Origin of the sequence: Nocardia sp. NBC_00565 (genome assembly GCF_036345915.1) — a bacterium.
Taxonomy (GTDB): domain Bacteria; phylum Actinomycetota; class Actinomycetes; order Mycobacteriales; family Mycobacteriaceae; genus Nocardia.
The window spans coordinates 7402410-7418976 of record NZ_CP107785.1 but is presented as its reverse complement, the minus strand read 5'-3'; the positions used below and the strand labels follow the sequence as shown (position 1 = coordinate 7418976).

The window sequence follows — 16567 nt, the reverse complement described above, 5'->3', positions numbered from 1 at the left end:
AGAAAAGCGATGCCAGGCTTGCCAGCGATAAACACGGCGGTCGGTTTGCGTTCTGCGACACCACTATGTCACTCGGCGGCGAGATCCCGTTGCCACCGGCGTTCCACTCCGCCGAACCGCCACACCCCGGCCGCGATCGCCCAGGTCACCACGAATAACGCGACTACGATGTACCCCAGATCACCTAGATCCAGGTTCCCGATCCATGCGACGATCCCGGATTCGACCCCGAGTCTGTCGACGAGGATCGACACGATCTCCTGCCCACCGATCAGCAGCGCCACCGCCACCGACAGCCCGGTGATCACCAGGTTGTAGTAGATCTTGCGGACCGGCTTTGCGAAAGCCCAGTCGTAGGCGTAGCTCATGAACGAACCGTCGAGTTCGTCGAACAGCGCCATGCCCGCCGAAAACAGCACGGGCAGTACGAGAATCGAATACCAGGGCAATCCGGTGGCGGCCGCGCCGCCCGCGATCACCAGCAGACCGACCTCGGTCACCGTGTCGAACCCGAGCCCGAACAGCAGGCCCACCGGATACATCTGCCACGGCTTGTGGACCAGCCGCAGGACCGGCGCGAGCACCCGGTTCAGCACGCCGCGGCGGTCCAGTTCGCGCTCGAGCTGCGCCTCGTCGAAGTCGCCCTTGCGCATCCGGCGGAAGACGCGCCAAATGCCGAGCAGCGATGCCAGATTCAGCAGGCCGATGAGGATGAGGAAGGTGCCCGAAACGCTGGTTCCCCACAGTCCGGTCCACCGCTGCAGCCCCGAATCCTCGTTATCCAGATTCGCCGCGAGCGCCCGCACGCCGAAGGCCAAGAATGCGACCAGGACGAACACCACACTGGAATGGCCGAGGGCGAACCAGCAGCCGACGGTCTGCACCTTGCGCTTTCCGTGCTCGGCCGACACCGAATACCGCGCCCTGCACAACGTGGTGCCCCGGCACCACGAACAACAGCAGAGTCCCCCAGCCGAGGCCATGCAGTGCCAGAACGGTCACCGTCATACCGACAACGCTGCGCACGAGCCAACCCCCACTTTCTGGATGAACCGACCGAACAACCGTACTGCCGCGCCAACATACAGGTCGGTCGGATTTCAATGCCCAGCAAACAGTTACCAGTGCGTATTTCGCTAAGTGATCACTCGCCAACAGATTCCGAACAGGTATTACGTCGAATTCGGGCACATGGCCAGCACGCCGGTCTTACCCTTCTGTACGGGCGTTTTCAGGCGTCGATTGGGACGAGCATGATCGGTGACAGCAAACATCAGCAGCCAGGTCACGCCGCTGTGTGCGCGAAGGGCAACCGGACAGCCTGCTCACCTCCATTCCCTGATATCGCTGCCGTCTCCGGTCCCCCCGCAACGCAGAGGCTAACTCGCGGACCTCCGGCACGGCCCGGTGTCAGCTGCGCTCCACGCGCGAAATTCTCTGCTCGATCGATGCCTGTCTGTTTAGCCGCAGTACCTGATGCCCGACCGGAGAAATACCGTGAATCAAGCGTTACCTGTCGTGTCGCTCGAAAGTACCGCTGACACAAAGCCTTTCAGCAGCGATCTGAAAAGGCGGATGCGTGAATGCGATGACTTCTTCCGATTGCCCGAACTCGCGCACCTGTCCCCGCACCGCCGCCGCACCGCATTGGAACAACTCCAACAAACCGGCAGCTACGTGCAGACCGCCGAGGAGATCCTCATCGGCGCCAAGCTCGCGTGGCGCAACCACGCCCGCTGCGTCGGGCGAAAACACTGGCGATCACTGAAATTGCTCGACGCACGGCGGGTGCGCTCGGCCCGCGACCTCGCCGAGGTCTGCTGGCAGCACATGCATATGGCGACCAACGGCGGCGCCATCCAATCGATGATCACCGTCGGGCCGCCCCGCCAGGCTGACGGTCGCGAATTCCGCATCGTGAGTCCACAACTCATCCGCTACGCCGGTTACCGCAATGGCGACGGCACCGTCACCGGCGACGCCGCCAACATCGCGATCACCGAATTCGCGATGAAACTCGGCTGGCGTGGCGCAGGCACTCCGTTCGACATCCTGCCGGTGCTCATCAGTACGCCGGACGAGCCGATCCGCTGGTTCGACGTGCCTGCCGAACTGACGCACGAGGTCGAACTCGAGCATCCCGAGTTCGACTGGTTCGCCGGACTCGGCCTGAAATGGCATGCGCTGCCCGCCGTTTCGAATATGAACCTGGAGGTCGGCGGCATCACCTACCCGTTCGCGCCGTTCAACGGCTGGTATCTGGGCGCCGAGATCGGTGCGCGCAACCTCAGCGACACCACCCGCTACAACATGCTGCCGCTCATCGCCGAAATGATGTGCCTGGACACCAGACATGAGCGCTCGCTCTGGCGGGACCGGGCGCTGGTCGAACTGAATCGCGCAGTGCTGCACAGCTATCGCAAGTCCGGGGTGTACATCGTCGACCACCACACCGTCGCCAAACAGTTCTGCGATCACGTCAACCGGGAGCAGGCCGCCGGCCGCACCTGCCCGACCGACTGGAGCTGGGTCAACCCCCCGATCTCCGCCGGTCTGACCCCGACCTTCCATCGCTACTACGACGAACCCGAGCCCGACCTGCGCCCCAACTTCGTCCGGCGAGATTTCAACGGCGAGGGCGGAATCTGATCTACGTTTGCCCGGCGGTGACGGCGTGGCTCGGTAAGAATGAGCCCATGGGACGCCGTGCGATGGGCGAGAAATGGCGGGACTTCGGTGCGCATCTGGAGAGTGCGCCGGGGCGACTGCCGACTGAGGTGCGGCGGCTGATCCGGGAGCGGGCCGCCCAGGACGATGCGACGCGAGGCGAGGAAGTGCCCGATGATCTCGCGAATTTCGTCGACCTGGTCGCCGACCGCTCGTATCGGATCACCGAGAAGAGCATCGCGCTGCTGGCCGAGGCGGGCCGCAGCGACGACGAGATCCTCGAGGCGGCCATTGTCGCGGCCTACGGTGCGGCCGATAGGCGATATCGCGCGGCCCGCCGTTCCTGGGAAGGGCTCTGAAATGTGGCTCGAGACACTCGAATCCGGCCAGGGCCGCACCGCCCGGATCATGTTCGCCTGCATGGAACGGCTCAGTGGCACCGAGGTCCCCGCAGTGCTGAAGGTCCTCTGCTACCGCCACCACTTCTTCGGCACCCCCTTCTCCGACCTCATCCAAGAAGTGATGCGCGGCCCATCGTTCTGGACAGTGGCCGAACGCGAGATCTTCGCGACCCGCGCATCGCAATCCAACGAATGCCCCTTCTGCCATTCGGCCCACCGCGGCATCGCCGGCGCCTACGTAGCCACTGACGTCGTCGACCGAGCCCTGGCCGACGGCTCACCCCTGCGCCCCGAGGCCCGCGCCATGCTCGACTTCCTCGGAAAAATGGTCCGCGACCCCGACGCCCTGACCCCCGGCGATGCCGACAAACTCCGCGCATCCGGCGTCTCCGCCACAGCCTTCGACGAAGCCATCTGGGTAGCAACCCTTTTCAACGTCATCAACCGAGTAATGAACACGGTCGGCGCCCAAGCCCTCGAAGACCGCCAAAGCAGAGTCGGCGCCCGCTTCATAAAAGCCTTCGGCTACCGAATCCCACCCCCAGTCCGCCTCTTCTCCCGCGGCGCGTGAAACCTGCTCGCACTCGAGCCCATCGAACTACCCGGGCTTCAGGTCATGCTTGACAGTCTCGCTCGTGGCAGGGGTCTTGATTCCAGAGATCATGGTTGTTGCCGTCCGGCCCACGTCTCATTATTGATCACCTCCCTTCCAGCGTCGTTGTTGTGCGGGGCCTACGCGCCGTCGATACGCATGCCGGGGAACGGCACCGCCCATCTCGCGTATGTGTTCTCAGGCGACACCGTGATCACGTCGCATGCCTGGACCAAGGGATCGGGGATATCGCCGCCGAGATGTGCGGCGCTCGGCACGATCACGGCATCTACGTCCATCGTTCGAATCACGTTCAGTAGGCGGCTCTGGGGATGGTCGGTTTCGGGACCGAACGCCACTGTCTTGGCAAGGTCATATCCGAGTCGCTTTGCGATGCTGCGTATCTGAATCTCATCCCACGTCTGCGAGATGCCGGAAACATCCCGGCGCAGGTATCCGATTGCGGTCGGCTGTGGCCTCATCGCTTCGCCCCGTTCGTGGTGGTGACCTGATACGGCAGAAAGTCGCGGTATCCGGGTGCGCACAGCAGCGACCGTCCGCGCGCTGTAATGCGCCACACCACCGGGCGCCTACGGGAGCCGGACGCGAACCCGTCGTACGAATGCGAGCCGAGTATTGCTCGCACGGTCGATGCGGCGAAACCTGTTCTGCTGGACAGCTGTTGCACTGTCAGCGCCTCCGTGGGTAGAAGTCCAGCCAGAGCGGCCAAGACCTTGACCTGTGTCTCGGTGAGCGGCACGGTGACTCCCTGGCGTCGGCGTTGGGTGGCAGCTCGGGACCAGGTCGGCTGGCGCCGGTCCCAAGCGCCAAGGTCAACGCTAGGAATCGAGCCTCGTGAGACTCCAGCAGTTTGGCTGAACTTGTCCAAGTTCGGCCATCTGATAGCCAAAATGTGGCAACGTGCAGGACGATGGATCGGCACGGGAAGACCCGCGCAAAACGGCTAGGCAGGGGGTAAGACCATGCACCTGACATTCCTCGGCAAGGGCGGCTCGCAAGTCAATAACTGCCCGACCTTGTACGCCACCGACCAAGACAGCTTTCTGATACAGGGCTGGCGAACTGGCCGACCTGAGACGGTTGAAATTCCACATCTGTTACTCGGGTTCGCTGAGCCGGATACATTCATCGGGGCCATGATGATCGATACAGGACGCGGTACCTTTGAACTGACAGGCCGACCGATCGTTGACCACGAAACACTCACCCAGTTGGACCTAGCCGACGATGAGACGGCTATCGAGGTACCGAAGTCAGAGAGGACGTTCTACGGTGCTGCTGCGGCCAGGCGACACATGGACTAATTTGTTCCGTGAATGCAAGTATGAAGCGTTCCATCTCGAAGTTAGAGACGATTACGCGGTGCCTATGGAATCCGAGCCGTTCCGACGCTTCCTCGACAATGAGCCCGATGATTACGAGTGGTTCCAAGAATGGGACGAGCAAACGCGGGAAATAACTAGACGTGGCGTTACAATGAGTCGCGTCCGTATCGTCACCGTTCCGCACACCGACTACCAACGTTGGGGTTTTGCTGTAACCGCGCACAATATCGACGCTGGCGAAGATATTCGGTACTTACCGCGTCATCTCGCCGGGGACGTGCCGCCCGATGATTGGTGGCTCTTCGATGGCGAAATAGTGGCTTACAACCTTGTTGACGAGAACGGGAGGTCGGTCGGTGCGGCAATAACCACCGATCCCCACATCGCAGCCTATTGCCGCACTGTCAAACAACGGCTCTGGGACTTGGCGATACCATATGCGGATTATGTCGACCAGGCGACGACGCACAACTGACCGTGACCAGTAGCATTCAGGAAGCAAGGGAAGCGCTCGGACAGCGGCTCAGGGAGATCCGCCGAGCCGCAGGTATATCCGGGCGCAACCTCGCCGAGCTGGCCGGATGGCATGAATCCAAGATATCTAAACTGGAATATGGGAGGCGGCCACCCTCGGAAGCCGATGTCAGGACATATTGTGAGCACCTGGGTGCAGGCAACGAACTCCCCGACCTGTTAGCCACTCTCCGTCATATCGACAGCGCCTACGTTGAATGGCGACGATTACTCGGCGCCGGTACGAAACGCGCGCAGCACGGCTTGACAAAACTCGAAGCGGAAACCCGACTGATGCGGATATATCAGCCATATGTTGTCCCCGGGATTCTGCAAACCGCCGAATATGCAGAAGCCATCCTCCGGCAAGCGATCGAATTCTATTCGATACCCGATGATCTCGATGATGGAATTTCGGCGCGGCTGGAACGGCAACAGATTCTCTATCGGCGTGGCCACCGATTCCATATCCTCATCGCAGAGCAAGTGTTGTCTACCGACGTGGCGGACGATGATGTAATGGTAGGCCAACTGGACAGGCTGCTGGCCGTGATGGGATTGCCAAGAGTCGCGTTCGGAATAGTACCGGCAAATGCATATTGCCCGGCACCGTCGATGAACTTCGTCATGTATGACACGCGAACAGTCCTGGTAGAAGGCATAACTGCAGAGCTCACTATTACGCAGCCTCGCGAAATCGCGATCTATGGGCGCACATTCGACGCGCTGGCCAAACTGGCGGCAACGGGTGAGCAGGCGCGCGGATTGATCAGGCGTGCGCTCGACACGCGTCGGCAATAAGCACGCGATGCGTAGATGCATCGTTGGTATAGCAATATTCAGGAATTTGGTGATTCTGGTGCTTCGGCCTTCGGTGGCCGTGCGATTGTGGGTTCAGGGTGTCTTCCGCGGCTGATGCGGCGTGTGGTGTGGGCGAGGGGGACTGCGGTCCAGATGAGGAGGAGGGTGAGGGTCAGGGCTAGGGGGTAGTTGCGGTCGAGGACGGTGGGGTTGGTGGGGATGGCGTTGTGGCGGTTGAGGACTGGGAGGGAGATGAGGAGTAGGGCGGTGGTGCAGATGGCGGCGCAGGCGGTGGGGGCCCACCAGGTGGGTGGGAGGAGGTGGCGGGTGGTGCGGCCGACCGCGGCTGATAGTGGGGCGAAAAGGGCGTCGTGGAGCAGGATTCCGCCGGTGAACCAGATGGCTATGGACGCGAGGTCGGTGGGGGAAAGGTCGAGTAGGGCGGTGATGCCCAGCCAGCCGAGCCAGAGGCCGGTCAGGAGTAGGAAGACTCGGGCCGCGGTCATGGCAGGACCTCGATTTCGGAGAGCCACTTGGTTTGTAGGACACCGGGGCGGTTGGGGGCGATGAGGCGACAGGGGTAGCCGTGGTCGAGGTCGAGGGTTTCGCCGTTGAGGGTCAGGGCGATCAGGGTGCTCCGGTCGACCGCATGGCGTTGGGGGAGAACGGAACTGCCGTAGATGCCGGTGCGTTCCAGGGAGCGGAATCGGACGTCGCCGCCGGGGTATTCGCCGACCGCCGCGAGCAGGTCCAGTAGGCGGACTCCGGACCAGTCCGCTCCGGCGCTCCAGCCCTCGACGCAGGCAATCGGCAGGCTGGCGTGTGTCTGAGGGAGGGAAAGTAGGTCGGCCCTGGTGAATTGGTGTTTCTGGTCGCCTACCAGCATGGTCAGTCGGTACGCGGGGTCGCGCGCGAGGTCGCCGACACCTGCCGCGACGGCGGAGCGATTGACTGGGAGCCCTTGTGGCCCGTGGCCGCTGCGGGGTGCTAGGACGGCGGCCCAGCGCAGGAATGGGATGGTTTGTCCGGCAACGGATAAGCCCGCGACTGTGGCGGCGATGCCTGCGCCCGTCAGGACTGTTCGTCGTGAAACATGGGGTCGAACATCAGCTTTGGCAGCTCGGCGTTCTGTGCTGGCTCCGGTGCTCTCCGTATGCCTGGCCACAGGATGGACCTCGGACTGGGCGATCAGTGCAGGCGCTATCTCGCCTTGACCCCGGTTGTCGATCTCAATCTCAGTCGCGCGCTGGGGCCGGGTGTTGACGTTGGGCTCCGTCTCGCGCTGGGGCCGGGTGTTGAAGTTGGGCTCGGTCCCGCCATGTGCCCGCGAGCTGACGTCCGGCCTCGCCTCGCCTCGAGCCCCGGGGCCGATACCGGGCCCCGCCCTGTTCCCGGCCTGGGCCTGAGGATCAAATTTGGGCTCGGTCCTGCCCTGGGCATGGGGGCGGATCTGGGGCTCCGTCCCACTCTCCGCTCCGGAGCCGGCGGGCGGTGCGTTGCGCTGGGCCCCGGAGCCGACTCCGGGCCGTGCCTGGCTCTGGGCCGAGATATCGGGCCCGGCCAGCGGTCGCTGTAGCGCATCGCGGATGACGGGCAGTTTGACGGCCAGATGCACGGCGAGTGCGCCAACAGCGACATAGGCCATTGCGTAGTGAGCGGTGGGGAAGAAGAATTTCCATGGGTAGTACTGGGCGGTATTGAGCAGCCCGGTGGATAGCTGGAAGATCGTCGCGCCCACCAGGATTGCGATGGAACCGCGTTCGAGCAGGCGCAGGGGCGAACCGATGATCGGGCGCTGAAAGAGCCTGGGGTATACGGCCCATAGCTTCACCAGTAGCAACGGGATCGCGGCTACTCCGAAAATGACATGGGCGCCCTGGGTGACGCGGTACAGCCATACAGGATGGGCGGGCCACCAGAACCAGCTCGGCGGGTGTTGAATCCAGTGGCTCAGTAGACCGGTCAGGAAGCAGATCAGGATCGCGGTGCCGAGGGCGATCCCCACGCGACTGGCGACCTCGGGTCCGCGCGCGGGTGTCGGCCGGAGCCCCTCTGTGATCCGCGAGACCAGCGCGCCGTTCATGACGCCCACTCGGCGATCGAAGCTGTCTGACGTCCGCTCCAACGCAGCCAAGCGATATGCCTGCCGGATACCTCGGTGGCGGCCAGCAGCCGGAATCCGGCTGCTGCGGCGAGTTCTTCGGCGCGATCGACGCCGACGCGCGCCCACGGAAACCAGTCGCCGACTCGGGATTTCGTCTCCAGTCGAATCGGCTGTGATACGAAACCGCTTCCGGGACGCGCGAATTCGACCACTGCGATGCCATCGCGAGTAAGCAGCTGGCCGGTGCGGGCCAGTACGCGCACCGGGTCGCCGCCGATGCCGATATTGCCGTCGGCCAGGATCGCGTAGGACCAGCGGCCGTCGCCGGGCAGCGGTCCGAACAGGTCCCGCTGGAGTGCCGGCGCGCCGCGGAATCTGGTGGTTGCCACGGCCATTGGCGAGATGTCGACGCCGAGCGCGATGATGCCGCGTCGCAGCAGCGCCGTCACGAGCCGTCCGGGTCCGCAGCCCAAGTCCACCGTGGGACCGTCGCAGCAGCAGGTCAGCGCCATATCGGCCGGCCGATCGGCGTCGTCGAAACCCAGCCAGCGCCGGGTCCGTAGCCGATGACGAGGTCCATCCGCGTCCCGCACCCAGCAGTCTTCGCCCGCCAGCGCCAGGTCGAAGATGTCGATACCACTCACCCGAGGCTCCGATCCGCGCTGTTCATCGGGTTGCCAGGGACGCGCGTCGTAGCTGGTGAATCATCCTGGCGAAACGTCCATCGGATTCGGCGGCCACCTGGAGTGCGTCGGCGAACGTGTCGACGTCGTTGTAGCGGGGCAGTGAGCGGACTCGAAGATTGCAGTGCAGCAAGGCATTTCGAGTGAGTTCGCCAGTGCGGTCGGTCGACATCGGGACATCGACGAGCGTGCGCGCCGCCTGCGGGGTCGGGAGCCCGAGAGCCCACCAACCGCCGTCGTCGGCGGGGCCGAGGAGGGCGTCGCCGCGCAGTACCAATTCGCGGGCGGCCCAGGTGAGTACGTCCGGGCCGATCTGTGGGGTATCCATGCCGATTTGCAGCACCGGAAGTCCGTGGCGGGCGGCGTCGGCGTGGGCATTGGCGAGCCGCTCGCCGAAGGACCCGCCGCGTTGCGGTACCACCTCGAAATCGCCAAGTGCCCTGGCCAATTCATCGGCGTACTCGGCCTCCGCCAATGCTCCGGTGCACGCGACGACGTGATGCGCGACCGGGCTGCGCGACATCGAATCGAGCGTATCCAGCAACGAAACCGCCGCGATCCGGGCCGCTTCGTGCGGCGTGAGCGGTGGCGTCAACCGGGTCTTGGCGAATCCCGCGACCGGCGCTTTGGCCAGCACCAACAGTGTCGCGGCCACCGGGGACAGGCGGCTCATCGCAGCACTCCCAAGAAGTCCCGGGTGGCGTGCAGCGTGCCGAGCCACGAACCGGATACCTTCGAAACCCCGCCTGCCCGTGGTCGATACGCGATATCGCGCTCCACTACGCGCCACCCCGAACCCGCCGCGCCGATCAGCAGCTCGAGCGGATATCCGGAGCGATTGTGCAGCGGGCCGAGGGATAGCAGTGCGGACCGCCGCGCCACCCGCATGGGCCCGATATCGTGCACGGGCAACCCATATCGGCGACGCAATCGCCGCGCGATCACCAGGTTGCCGAGCCGGGCATGCCACGGCCACACCCCGCCGCGGACCGGCCTGCGCCGTCCGACGGCGAGGTCGGCGCCCGCGCGCACCAATTCGACCAGCGGCGCCAGCTCGGCGGGATCCATCGACCCGTCGCCGTCCAGCACCGCGACCAGATCGGTGCGGGCCGCGGCGATTCCGGCCTGCACCGCGGCGCCGTATCCCGGCCGCGTTTCGGAAACAACTTCCGCCCCGCGTAGGCGGGCGATTTCGGCCGTTGCATCGGTCGAACCGTTGTCGACGACCAGCGTATGGAACCCGGCCGGAATGGCCGCCAGTACGTCCGGCAACGCCACAGCTTCATCGCGGCACGGGATGACCACGGTCACGCCGTCCGGACGGTGGAAGGTCTCGGTCATGCTGTTGACGCTAGCGCCGTGACGACGCTTTCGAGGCCGCGAAACTCGTGACGAAACAGTGACGTCGCTGGGCGGACGCGCTGGTTCGCGGCCTGCCGGTCCTATCGTGGGCACTGTGCGGGATATGACCGAGGTCGCGGTGCGGCCGCAGCGCCGAATACGTGGCGAAATCGTAGGCGCGGCCATGGGGGCGGTGCTGGTACTCGCCGCATTTGTGGTGCCGCGAATTGCTAGCGAACATTGGCGGAGCACCCTCTACGCCGGTGCCGCGCCCATCTTCGGCAATTGGCTGTTGCATGCCGGCTGGGGCACGGTTCCGGCCGTCGTCATCGCGGTACTGGTCGTTCTTCACGGGCCGACCGTGGCCGCGAAACTCCCGTGGCGGCGGCTATTGGCTGTCTCGTGGCTGACCACCGTCGGCTGGGCATTCGCATTGGCGATGGTCGACGGCTGGCACCGCGGATTCGCCGGTCGCCTCACCGATTCCCACGAGTACCTGCACGAAGTGCCTGGTGTCACCGACATTCCGGCGATGCTGCGCGGATTCTCCGACCGCATCCTGGATTTCCAGGCGGATTCCTGGACCACCCATGTCTCCGGGCATCCGCCGGGTGCGCTGCTGTTCTTCGTCCTGCTCGACCGCATCGGACTGCGTGGCGGCGGTTGGGCAGGGTTCGCCTGCATGCTCATCGGCTGCAGTGCGGTTGTTGCGGTGGCCGTCGCGCTGCGCGCCCTCGGTGCCGAGGATCGCGCCCGAATGGCCTTGCCGTTCTTGACGATTGCGCCCGCGGCCCTGTGGATCGCGGTCTCGGCGGACGCAATGTTCACCGGCGTCACCGCATGGGCGGTCGCGCTGCTCGCGCTCGCGGTTCGGCAGCCGCGCCGATGGGCCGTCGCCTCGGGCGTCCTGTTCGGCCTCGGCATCTACCTCAGCTACGGACTCGTGCTCATGGCCCTCCCTGCCACTGCGGTGTTGGTCGCAGGACGGACCATCCGCCCGCTACTACCCGCGCTCGCCGGTGCCCTGGCCGTCGCCGCGGCCTTCACCCTGACCGGTTTCTGGTGGCTGGACGGCTATCACCTGGTCGTCGAACGCTACTACCAGGGCATCGCCTCGGAACGCCCGTACGCGTACTGGGTATGGGCCAACCTCGCCGCCACCGTCTGTGCCGTGGGCCTCGCCACGGCAGCAGCGCTACCCCACGCCCTCGCCGGTATCGGTGATCCACGACAAGACATACGCGATGCGCTCGCCCACCGCGCTGATGCACTGCGACCGGGTCGATTCCGGGCCTTCGCCCGCCCCACTGATCCCCGTCGAACGGATTTGCTGCACGCCCGCGATGCACGGCCAGCGGGTGCGGTCGCCGTGCCCACTGGCCCCACTGATCCTCGTCGAACGGATCTGCTGCACGCCGGTGACGCCGATGCATGGCCAGCGGGTGTGGCTGCCGTGCCCACTGATGCACTGCGATCGGTTCGGTTCCGGGCCTTCGCCCGCCGCGCCGATCCCCGTCGAATGGATTTGCTGCACGCTGGCGACGTCGATGTACGGCCAGCGGGTGTGGCCGCCGTGCCCGCTGGCCCCACTGATCCCCGACGAACGGACTTGCCGCACGCAGCGGCCCGCCTTGACGATCACGGACGAGCGGCATATGACCGCGGCATCTCGCGGGTAGACCCCGCAACCATGTCCCGTTCGTCGCACGTCTCGCCGCGCGCTTGGCTCCCCGACCCGACATCGCTCTTGGTAGCGGCGGGATTGTGCGCGATATTGGTGGCGGATATCAGTGGGCTGAGCAAGGCGGAGACCGAGCGGATCTGGTTGCCGTTCGATGTCTGGTTGCTCGCCGCGACCGCGTTTCTGCCGCGTTCGCATGCTCGCGCCTGGCTGGCGGTGCAGGCGCTGGGCACCCTGCTCATTGCCCATACGATCCTGACGAATTGGTGAGCGGCTCATGTGCATTCTGATCGCAGACGACGACCCGGTGGTCCGTGATGTCGTGCGGCGCTATCTCGAGCGCGACGGCCTGACCGTGGTGGAGACCGCCGACGGCCCGTCGACCATGGCCGAATTGACCGCTCGTGACCGATCGGGCGACGCGGTCGAATTGGCCGTCCTGGACGTGATGATGCCCGCTCCGGACGGCATCGAAATCTGCCGCGCGGTGCGTTCCGGCCCACGCCCGGACACTCCGATCATCCTGCTCACCGCGCTCGGCGACGAGGACGACCGGGTGCTCGGCCTGGAGGCGGGCGCCGACGACTACGTCACTAAACCCTTCAGCCCGCGCGAACTCGCACTGCGGGTCGCCTCCGTACTGCGGCGCTCGCAGACCAGACCGCCGAGCACGGAGATTCTGCGCGACGGTGCCGTCGAGGTGCGCCCGGACGCCCAATCGGCACTGGTCGACGGCGTCCCCGTCGACCTGACCGCGCGCGAATACGACCTGCTCGTCTTCCTACTGCGCCATCCACACCAGGTCTTCAGCCGAGAAGAGCTGCTGGCCAAGGTGTGGGGCTGGGATTTCGGCGATTTGTCCACCGTCACCGTGCATATCAAGCGGCTGCGCGCCAAACTCGGTGACCGGCACCGGATCGAAACGGTGTGGGGTCGCGGCTATATCTGGGGTCGAAACGGCCGGGGGACAGGAGAATCCAATGCCTGAGGACACCTGGCAGCTGATCGCCTACGCGCTGGGTTGTTCGCTGCCGATCGTCGCGCTCGGCGCGGTGATCTTGCGCGCCACCAGCAACCGGTCCATGACCACCAGCATGGCGGTGCTGGTGCTGATCCCGACGCTGTCCACGCTCGCGGGCATCATCGGGGTGAGCGGCCTGATGTTCACCAACGAATTGGAGCGCACCGCCATCGTGCTCGCGGTCGTCGCCGCGGTCACCGTGCCCGCCGCCCTGCTGCTCGGTCGCGAACAGGCCCGAAAAACGGTCTGGGAGAAGCAGATCCGTGAGCAGGAGCGGATGGCGGAGAAGTCCCGACGCGAGCTGGTCGCCTGGGTGAGCCACGACTTGCGCACCCCGCTGGCGGGCATTCGCGCGATGGCCGAGGGCCTCTCCGATGGCGTCCTCACCGGCGCCGCCGATGTTGCCCGCTACGCCGAACAGATTGTGCGGGAGACCGATCGGCTCTCGGTAATGGTCGACGACCTGTTCGAGATGTCGAAGATCAACGCCGGTGCGCTGCGGCTGGAACTGGAGCCGGTCGATCTGCGCGAACTGATCGATGAGGTGCTGGCCGCCAATCGCCCCAACGCCGAACGCGCTGAAGTCGAATTGCGTGCCGAACAACCCGACACCGAGATCGTGGTCGCGGCCAGCGACCGCGCCCTCGGCCGGGTGCTCACCAACCTCGTCTCCAACGCGATCGCCCACACCCCGCCCGGCGGCGAGGTCGCGATCTCCGCGGGCTCCGCCGGCGGACAGGCGTGGGCGCGCGTCGACGACACCGGTCCCGGCATCGCCGAAGCCGATCTACCGCGGATTTTCGAGGTCGCTTACCGAGGCACCGCCGCCCGGTCCCCGGTCGCGTCAGACGGTGTCTCCTCGGGCAGCGGTATGGGACTGGCCATTGCCGCTGGTTTGATCGAAGCCCATCACGGCGATATCACCGCCGAGAACCGGGACAAAGGCTGCCGGTTCGAAGTGCGGTTGCCGCTGAACGGAAACTGACCGAGGCGCTACATCAGTGGCGCGCCGACCCCGGCGACGGCGCGCAACGGTGCGAAGGCGAATTCGGCAAGGCCGTCGAGCGGATCAACCCGCGCCGTGAATCCCAGCATGCGTTGCGCCTGTTCCGGACTCGCGACAATATGGCGCACATCGCCCGCGCGATACCGACCGGTGATCACCGGCTCGGGCCCGCCGCGCGCCACGGCGAGCGCGGTAGCGACCGCCCCGATGGTGATCGGCCGCCCCGAGGCGATATTGAGCGGGACGAACCCGGAATGCACCTGTTCGACCGCGGCGAGATTCGCCGCGGCGATATCGCTGACGTGCACGAAATCCCGTGCCTGCCGCCCATCCTCGAACACCTGCGGCGGTTGTCCGGCCTCCAGCGACGAACGAAAGATCGCCGCCACGCCGGAATAGGGTGTGTCCCTTGGCATATCCGGTCCGTACACGTTGTGGTAGCGCAATGCCGTGACGCCGGAATCGGTCACCGTCGCCCACGCCGCGGCGTAATTCTCCTGTGCCACTTTGGCTGCCGCATAAAGACTCCGTGGCCGCAGCGGTGCGTTCTCGGGTACCGCCTCCCAGGCGAGCACCTCGTCGGAATCCGGGTCCCGATGCTCGAACATCCCGTTCTCGAGATCGCGCCTGCTGCGCACACCGACCTCGACCGCCCCGGCCCGCACACCCCGGTACCACCCCTCGCCGTAGACGACCATCGACGAAGCCAGCACCAGGCGGCGGCAACCCGCACGATCCATCGCCGCGAGCAACACCGCGGTCCCGAGGTCGTTGTGACTGGCATAGGCGGGCGCGTCCTGCGCACTCACCCCGGCCCCGACGACCGCCGCCTGATGACAGACGACATCGACCCCACGCAACAGCGGTTCCAGCGCATCGGGATCGCGCACATCCACCTGCCGCACACCCGCCGGAGCCGCGGCATCGGGGCCGTGTGCGGCGGCCAGCATCACATCGATCGCCACCACCTCGTGCCCCGCATCGACCAACGCCCGATGCACCCGCGCGCCGATGAACCCGGCCGCTCCGGTCAGCAGCACCCGCATGTCAACAACCCGCCGATCGTCGGCCACCGCAATTGTTATCCCAGGTCATGGACCCGATTCTGCTGCCGGAACCCGCGGCTGTCGCCCGACCCGCCCGCACCGTCAGACTTTTGTCACGACCCGCGACTCATTTCCAGGATGGGAGGGTGGGCAGTGCGCCGCTCAGGTCCGCGCCTTCGGAGCGTCCGAGGAGCCAGGCGAGCAGGGCTGCGGCGGGGCCGCTGACGGTGTGGTCGCAAGCGCCGCTACCGATGGTGGCGGTGAAGTCGGTATCAGTGGTGTGGACTGCGAAGGTGGGCATCGGGTCGGAGGCTGCGGCCTTGGTCAGGTCTGCGGTGGCTCGGGGGAGTAGGCGGGCGACGAAATCGCTTGGCCAGTCTGCGGGTTGGTAGTCGGCGGCCAGGTCGACGTGATGGATCTCCACCTCTTGCAGGCGCATCCAGATGACCTCGGTCGCGGGAATGGGCCTGCCCTGGCGGGTGCGCACGGTCGCCGTCCAGGCCGTCTCGGGTGCGGTCCGGGCCAGTGCGAGCCAGCGGTTCGCGGCGGCTTCGTTATCGGCGAGTTGATCGGCGAGGGGGCGTGGCGCACCCGCTTCGATGTCCGCGTCGCGAATGAACATGCTTGCGTACTGCGGAGTTTCGATCCCGGTGCGCGCCCACAGCAGCAGATTGACCAGGCTGTCGGCATTACGCGCCAGATGGGCCAGCACATGGCCCCGGCTCCAGCCGGGCAGCAGCGAGGGCAGCGTCATATCGGCATCGAGGCCACGCGCGGTTTCGAGCAGGCGAGCCGTCGCCGTGGCGACAGTGTCGAGCTGAACGGTGGTTTCCGGAGCGTCAATGGTCACGAATTCGACCCTAGCGATCCGGCCGTCACCGCGTCGGCCGAAGCGCTACGCGCCGACGATCGCGTCGGCCTCGATTTCCACCAGCAACGCCGGCGTGATCAGTGCCTTGATCTCGTACATCGACGCGGCCGGGCGGATATCGCCGAAGACCTCGGCGTGCGCCTCGGCGACCTCGGGCCAGCGGGCGATATCGGTGACGAAGATGCGCGTCCGGACGACGTCGGCCAGGCTTGCGCCCGCGTCGGTGAGTGCGGAGGCGATGCGGCGCAGGCTTTCCCGGGTCTGCTCGCCGATATCGTCCCCACCGACCGCGTCGCCGCCGGGCAACGAGGCCGTGGTGCCGCTGACCGCGACCGTATTGCCGACGCGGACCGCCCGCGAATAGCCGACGATATCTTCGAACTCCGAACCCGACGCGATATTCGAACGATCACTCATGGCGACAGCATGACACCAACTGGTCACATGGACGTAGGGCTTTTGTCGGCCGGGTGCGGTAGGCAGACACAATCAAC

Annotated in this window: 19 protein-coding genes and 2 pseudogenes; 9 read left to right on the top strand and 12 right to left on the bottom strand. The window is 65.6% G+C overall.

Features of this window, described 5'->3' with window-relative positions:
- Nucleotides 1–68: 68 nt before the first annotated feature.
- A pseudogene (locus OG874_RS34255) lies at nucleotides 69–1008 on the bottom strand (HoxN/HupN/NixA family nickel/cobalt transporter).
- Between the two features lie 567 nt (nucleotides 1009–1575).
- Here OG874_RS34255 and OG874_RS34250 point away from each other — a divergent pair.
- The 3 genes from OG874_RS34250 to OG874_RS34240 are packed head-to-tail and all read left to right on the top strand — an operon-like array spanning nucleotide 1576 to nucleotide 3639.
- Complete coding sequence (locus tag OG874_RS34250; RefSeq protein WP_330251198.1) at nucleotides 1576–2649, top strand: nitric oxide synthase oxygenase; 1074 nt, start codon at nucleotides 1576–1578, stop codon at nucleotides 2647–2649.
- Between the two features lie 47 nt (nucleotides 2650–2696).
- A complete protein-coding gene (locus tag OG874_RS34245; protein WP_330251197.1) occupies nucleotides 2697–3026 on the top strand; it encodes a hypothetical protein in 330 nt (109 codons plus the stop codon).
- Between the two features lies 1 nt (nucleotide 3027).
- A complete protein-coding gene (locus OG874_RS34240) occupies nucleotides 3028–3639 on the top strand; it encodes a carboxymuconolactone decarboxylase family protein (RefSeq protein ID WP_330251196.1) in 612 nt (203 codons plus the stop codon).
- Nucleotides 3640–3800: 161 nt separating this feature from the next.
- Here OG874_RS34240 and OG874_RS34235 read toward each other — a convergent pair whose 3' ends face one another.
- Together OG874_RS34235 and OG874_RS34230 are read right to left on the bottom strand one after the other, a co-directional pair.
- Nucleotides 3801–4142 carry a hypothetical protein gene (locus OG874_RS34235; protein ID WP_330251195.1) on the bottom strand — a complete coding sequence of 114 codons (342 nt, stop codon included), beginning with the start codon at nucleotides 4140–4142 and terminating at the stop codon, nucleotides 3801–3803.
- On the bottom strand, nucleotides 4139–4420 hold the full coding sequence (locus tag OG874_RS34230; RefSeq protein WP_330251194.1) for a MarR family winged helix-turn-helix transcriptional regulator: 282 nt from the start codon (nucleotides 4418–4420) through the stop codon (nucleotides 4139–4141). Before OG874_RS34230 ends, OG874_RS34235 begins: the two co-directional genes overlap by 4 nt.
- Nucleotides 4421–4643: 223 nt before the next feature.
- Here OG874_RS34230 and OG874_RS34225 point away from each other — a divergent pair, with 223 nt between their 5' ends.
- Genes OG874_RS34225 through OG874_RS34215 form a run of 3 tightly spaced genes read left to right on the top strand, consistent with a single transcriptional unit; the run spans nucleotide 4644 to nucleotide 6320 of the window.
- Nucleotides 4644–4985, top strand: a complete 342-nt coding sequence (locus tag OG874_RS34225) for a hypothetical protein (RefSeq protein WP_330251193.1) — start codon at nucleotides 4644–4646, stop codon at nucleotides 4983–4985.
- Nucleotides 4954–5481 (top strand): DUF6879 family protein, encoded by a 528-nt coding sequence (locus OG874_RS34220; RefSeq protein WP_330251192.1) that lies wholly within the window; start codon nucleotides 4954–4956, stop codon nucleotides 5479–5481. The genes OG874_RS34225 and OG874_RS34220 overlap by 32 nt, the downstream gene beginning before the upstream one ends.
- Nucleotides 5482–5483: 2 nt before the next feature.
- Nucleotides 5484–6320, top strand: a complete 837-nt coding sequence (locus OG874_RS34215; protein WP_330251191.1) for a helix-turn-helix domain-containing protein — start codon at nucleotides 5484–5486, stop codon at nucleotides 6318–6320.
- Nucleotides 6321–6358: 38 nt separating this feature from the next.
- Here the strand turns inward: OG874_RS34215 and OG874_RS34210 are convergent, their stop codons facing one another.
- The 6 genes and pseudogenes from OG874_RS34210 to OG874_RS34185 all read right to left on the bottom strand — a co-directional run bounded on the left by OG874_RS34210 (nucleotide 6359) and on the right by OG874_RS34185 (nucleotide 10448).
- Nucleotides 6359–6826: a hypothetical protein gene (locus tag OG874_RS34210; RefSeq protein WP_330251190.1), complete on the bottom strand. Its 468-nt coding sequence runs from the start codon at nucleotides 6824–6826 to the stop codon at nucleotides 6359–6361.
- Nucleotides 6823–7206: a molybdopterin-dependent oxidoreductase gene (locus OG874_RS34205; RefSeq protein ID WP_330257546.1), complete on the bottom strand. Its 384-nt coding sequence runs from the start codon at nucleotides 7204–7206 to the stop codon at nucleotides 6823–6825. Before OG874_RS34205 ends, OG874_RS34210 begins: the two co-directional genes overlap by 4 nt.
- A 675-nt stretch (nucleotides 7207–7881) precedes the next feature.
- Nucleotides 7882–8403, bottom strand: a pseudogene (locus OG874_RS34200) (molybdopterin-dependent oxidoreductase); the annotation flags it as partial.
- Nucleotides 8400–9068 carry a class I SAM-dependent methyltransferase gene (locus OG874_RS34195; RefSeq protein ID WP_330251189.1) on the bottom strand — a complete coding sequence of 223 codons (669 nt, stop codon included), beginning with the start codon at nucleotides 9066–9068 and terminating at the stop codon, nucleotides 8400–8402. The pseudogene OG874_RS34200 and the gene OG874_RS34195, both read right to left, overlap by 4 nt.
- Before the next feature lie 22 nt (nucleotides 9069–9090).
- Complete coding sequence (locus OG874_RS34190) at nucleotides 9091–9771, bottom strand: TIGR04282 family arsenosugar biosynthesis glycosyltransferase (protein WP_442943456.1); 681 nt, start codon at nucleotides 9769–9771, stop codon at nucleotides 9091–9093.
- A gap of 5 nt (nucleotides 9772–9776) precedes the next feature.
- Nucleotides 9777–10448, bottom strand: coding sequence for a glycosyltransferase family 2 protein (locus OG874_RS34185; protein WP_330251187.1), 672 nt, complete (start codon nucleotides 10446–10448; stop codon nucleotides 9777–9779).
- A 124-nt stretch (nucleotides 10449–10572) separates the two neighbouring features.
- Between OG874_RS34185 and OG874_RS34180 the strand changes: the two genes are divergently transcribed.
- The 3 genes from OG874_RS34180 to OG874_RS34170 are packed head-to-tail and all read left to right on the top strand — an operon-like array spanning nucleotide 10573 to nucleotide 14135.
- Nucleotides 10573–12399: a hypothetical protein gene (locus OG874_RS34180; RefSeq protein WP_330257545.1), complete on the top strand. Its 1827-nt coding sequence runs from the start codon at nucleotides 10573–10575 to the stop codon at nucleotides 12397–12399.
- Between the two features lie 7 nt (nucleotides 12400–12406).
- Entirely contained in the window at nucleotides 12407–13117 is a 711-nt protein-coding gene (locus OG874_RS34175; protein ID WP_330251186.1) for a response regulator transcription factor, read from the top strand.
- Complete coding sequence (locus OG874_RS34170) at nucleotides 13110–14135, top strand: sensor histidine kinase (RefSeq protein WP_330251185.1); 1026 nt, start codon at nucleotides 13110–13112, stop codon at nucleotides 14133–14135. Before OG874_RS34175 ends, OG874_RS34170 begins: the two co-directional genes overlap by 8 nt.
- A gap of 8 nt (nucleotides 14136–14143) precedes the next feature.
- Here the strand turns inward: OG874_RS34170 and OG874_RS34165 are convergent, their stop codons facing one another.
- From OG874_RS34165 to OG874_RS34155, 3 genes are all read right to left on the bottom strand, one after another.
- Nucleotides 14144–15202, bottom strand: coding sequence for an NAD-dependent epimerase/dehydratase family protein (locus tag OG874_RS34165; RefSeq protein WP_330251184.1), 1059 nt, complete (start codon nucleotides 15200–15202; stop codon nucleotides 14144–14146).
- A 127-nt stretch (nucleotides 15203–15329) separates the two neighbouring features.
- The gene (locus OG874_RS34160) at nucleotides 15330–16052 is read right to left on the bottom strand and encodes a maleylpyruvate isomerase family mycothiol-dependent enzyme (RefSeq protein WP_330251183.1); all 723 of its coding nucleotides are present in this window, start codon (nucleotides 16050–16052) and stop codon (nucleotides 15330–15332) included.
- Nucleotides 16053–16097: 45 nt separating this feature from the next.
- The gene (locus OG874_RS34155) at nucleotides 16098–16490 is read right to left on the bottom strand and encodes a RidA family protein (protein WP_330251182.1); all 393 of its coding nucleotides are present in this window, start codon (nucleotides 16488–16490) and stop codon (nucleotides 16098–16100) included.
- Between the last annotated feature and the right edge of the window lie 77 nt (nucleotides 16491–16567).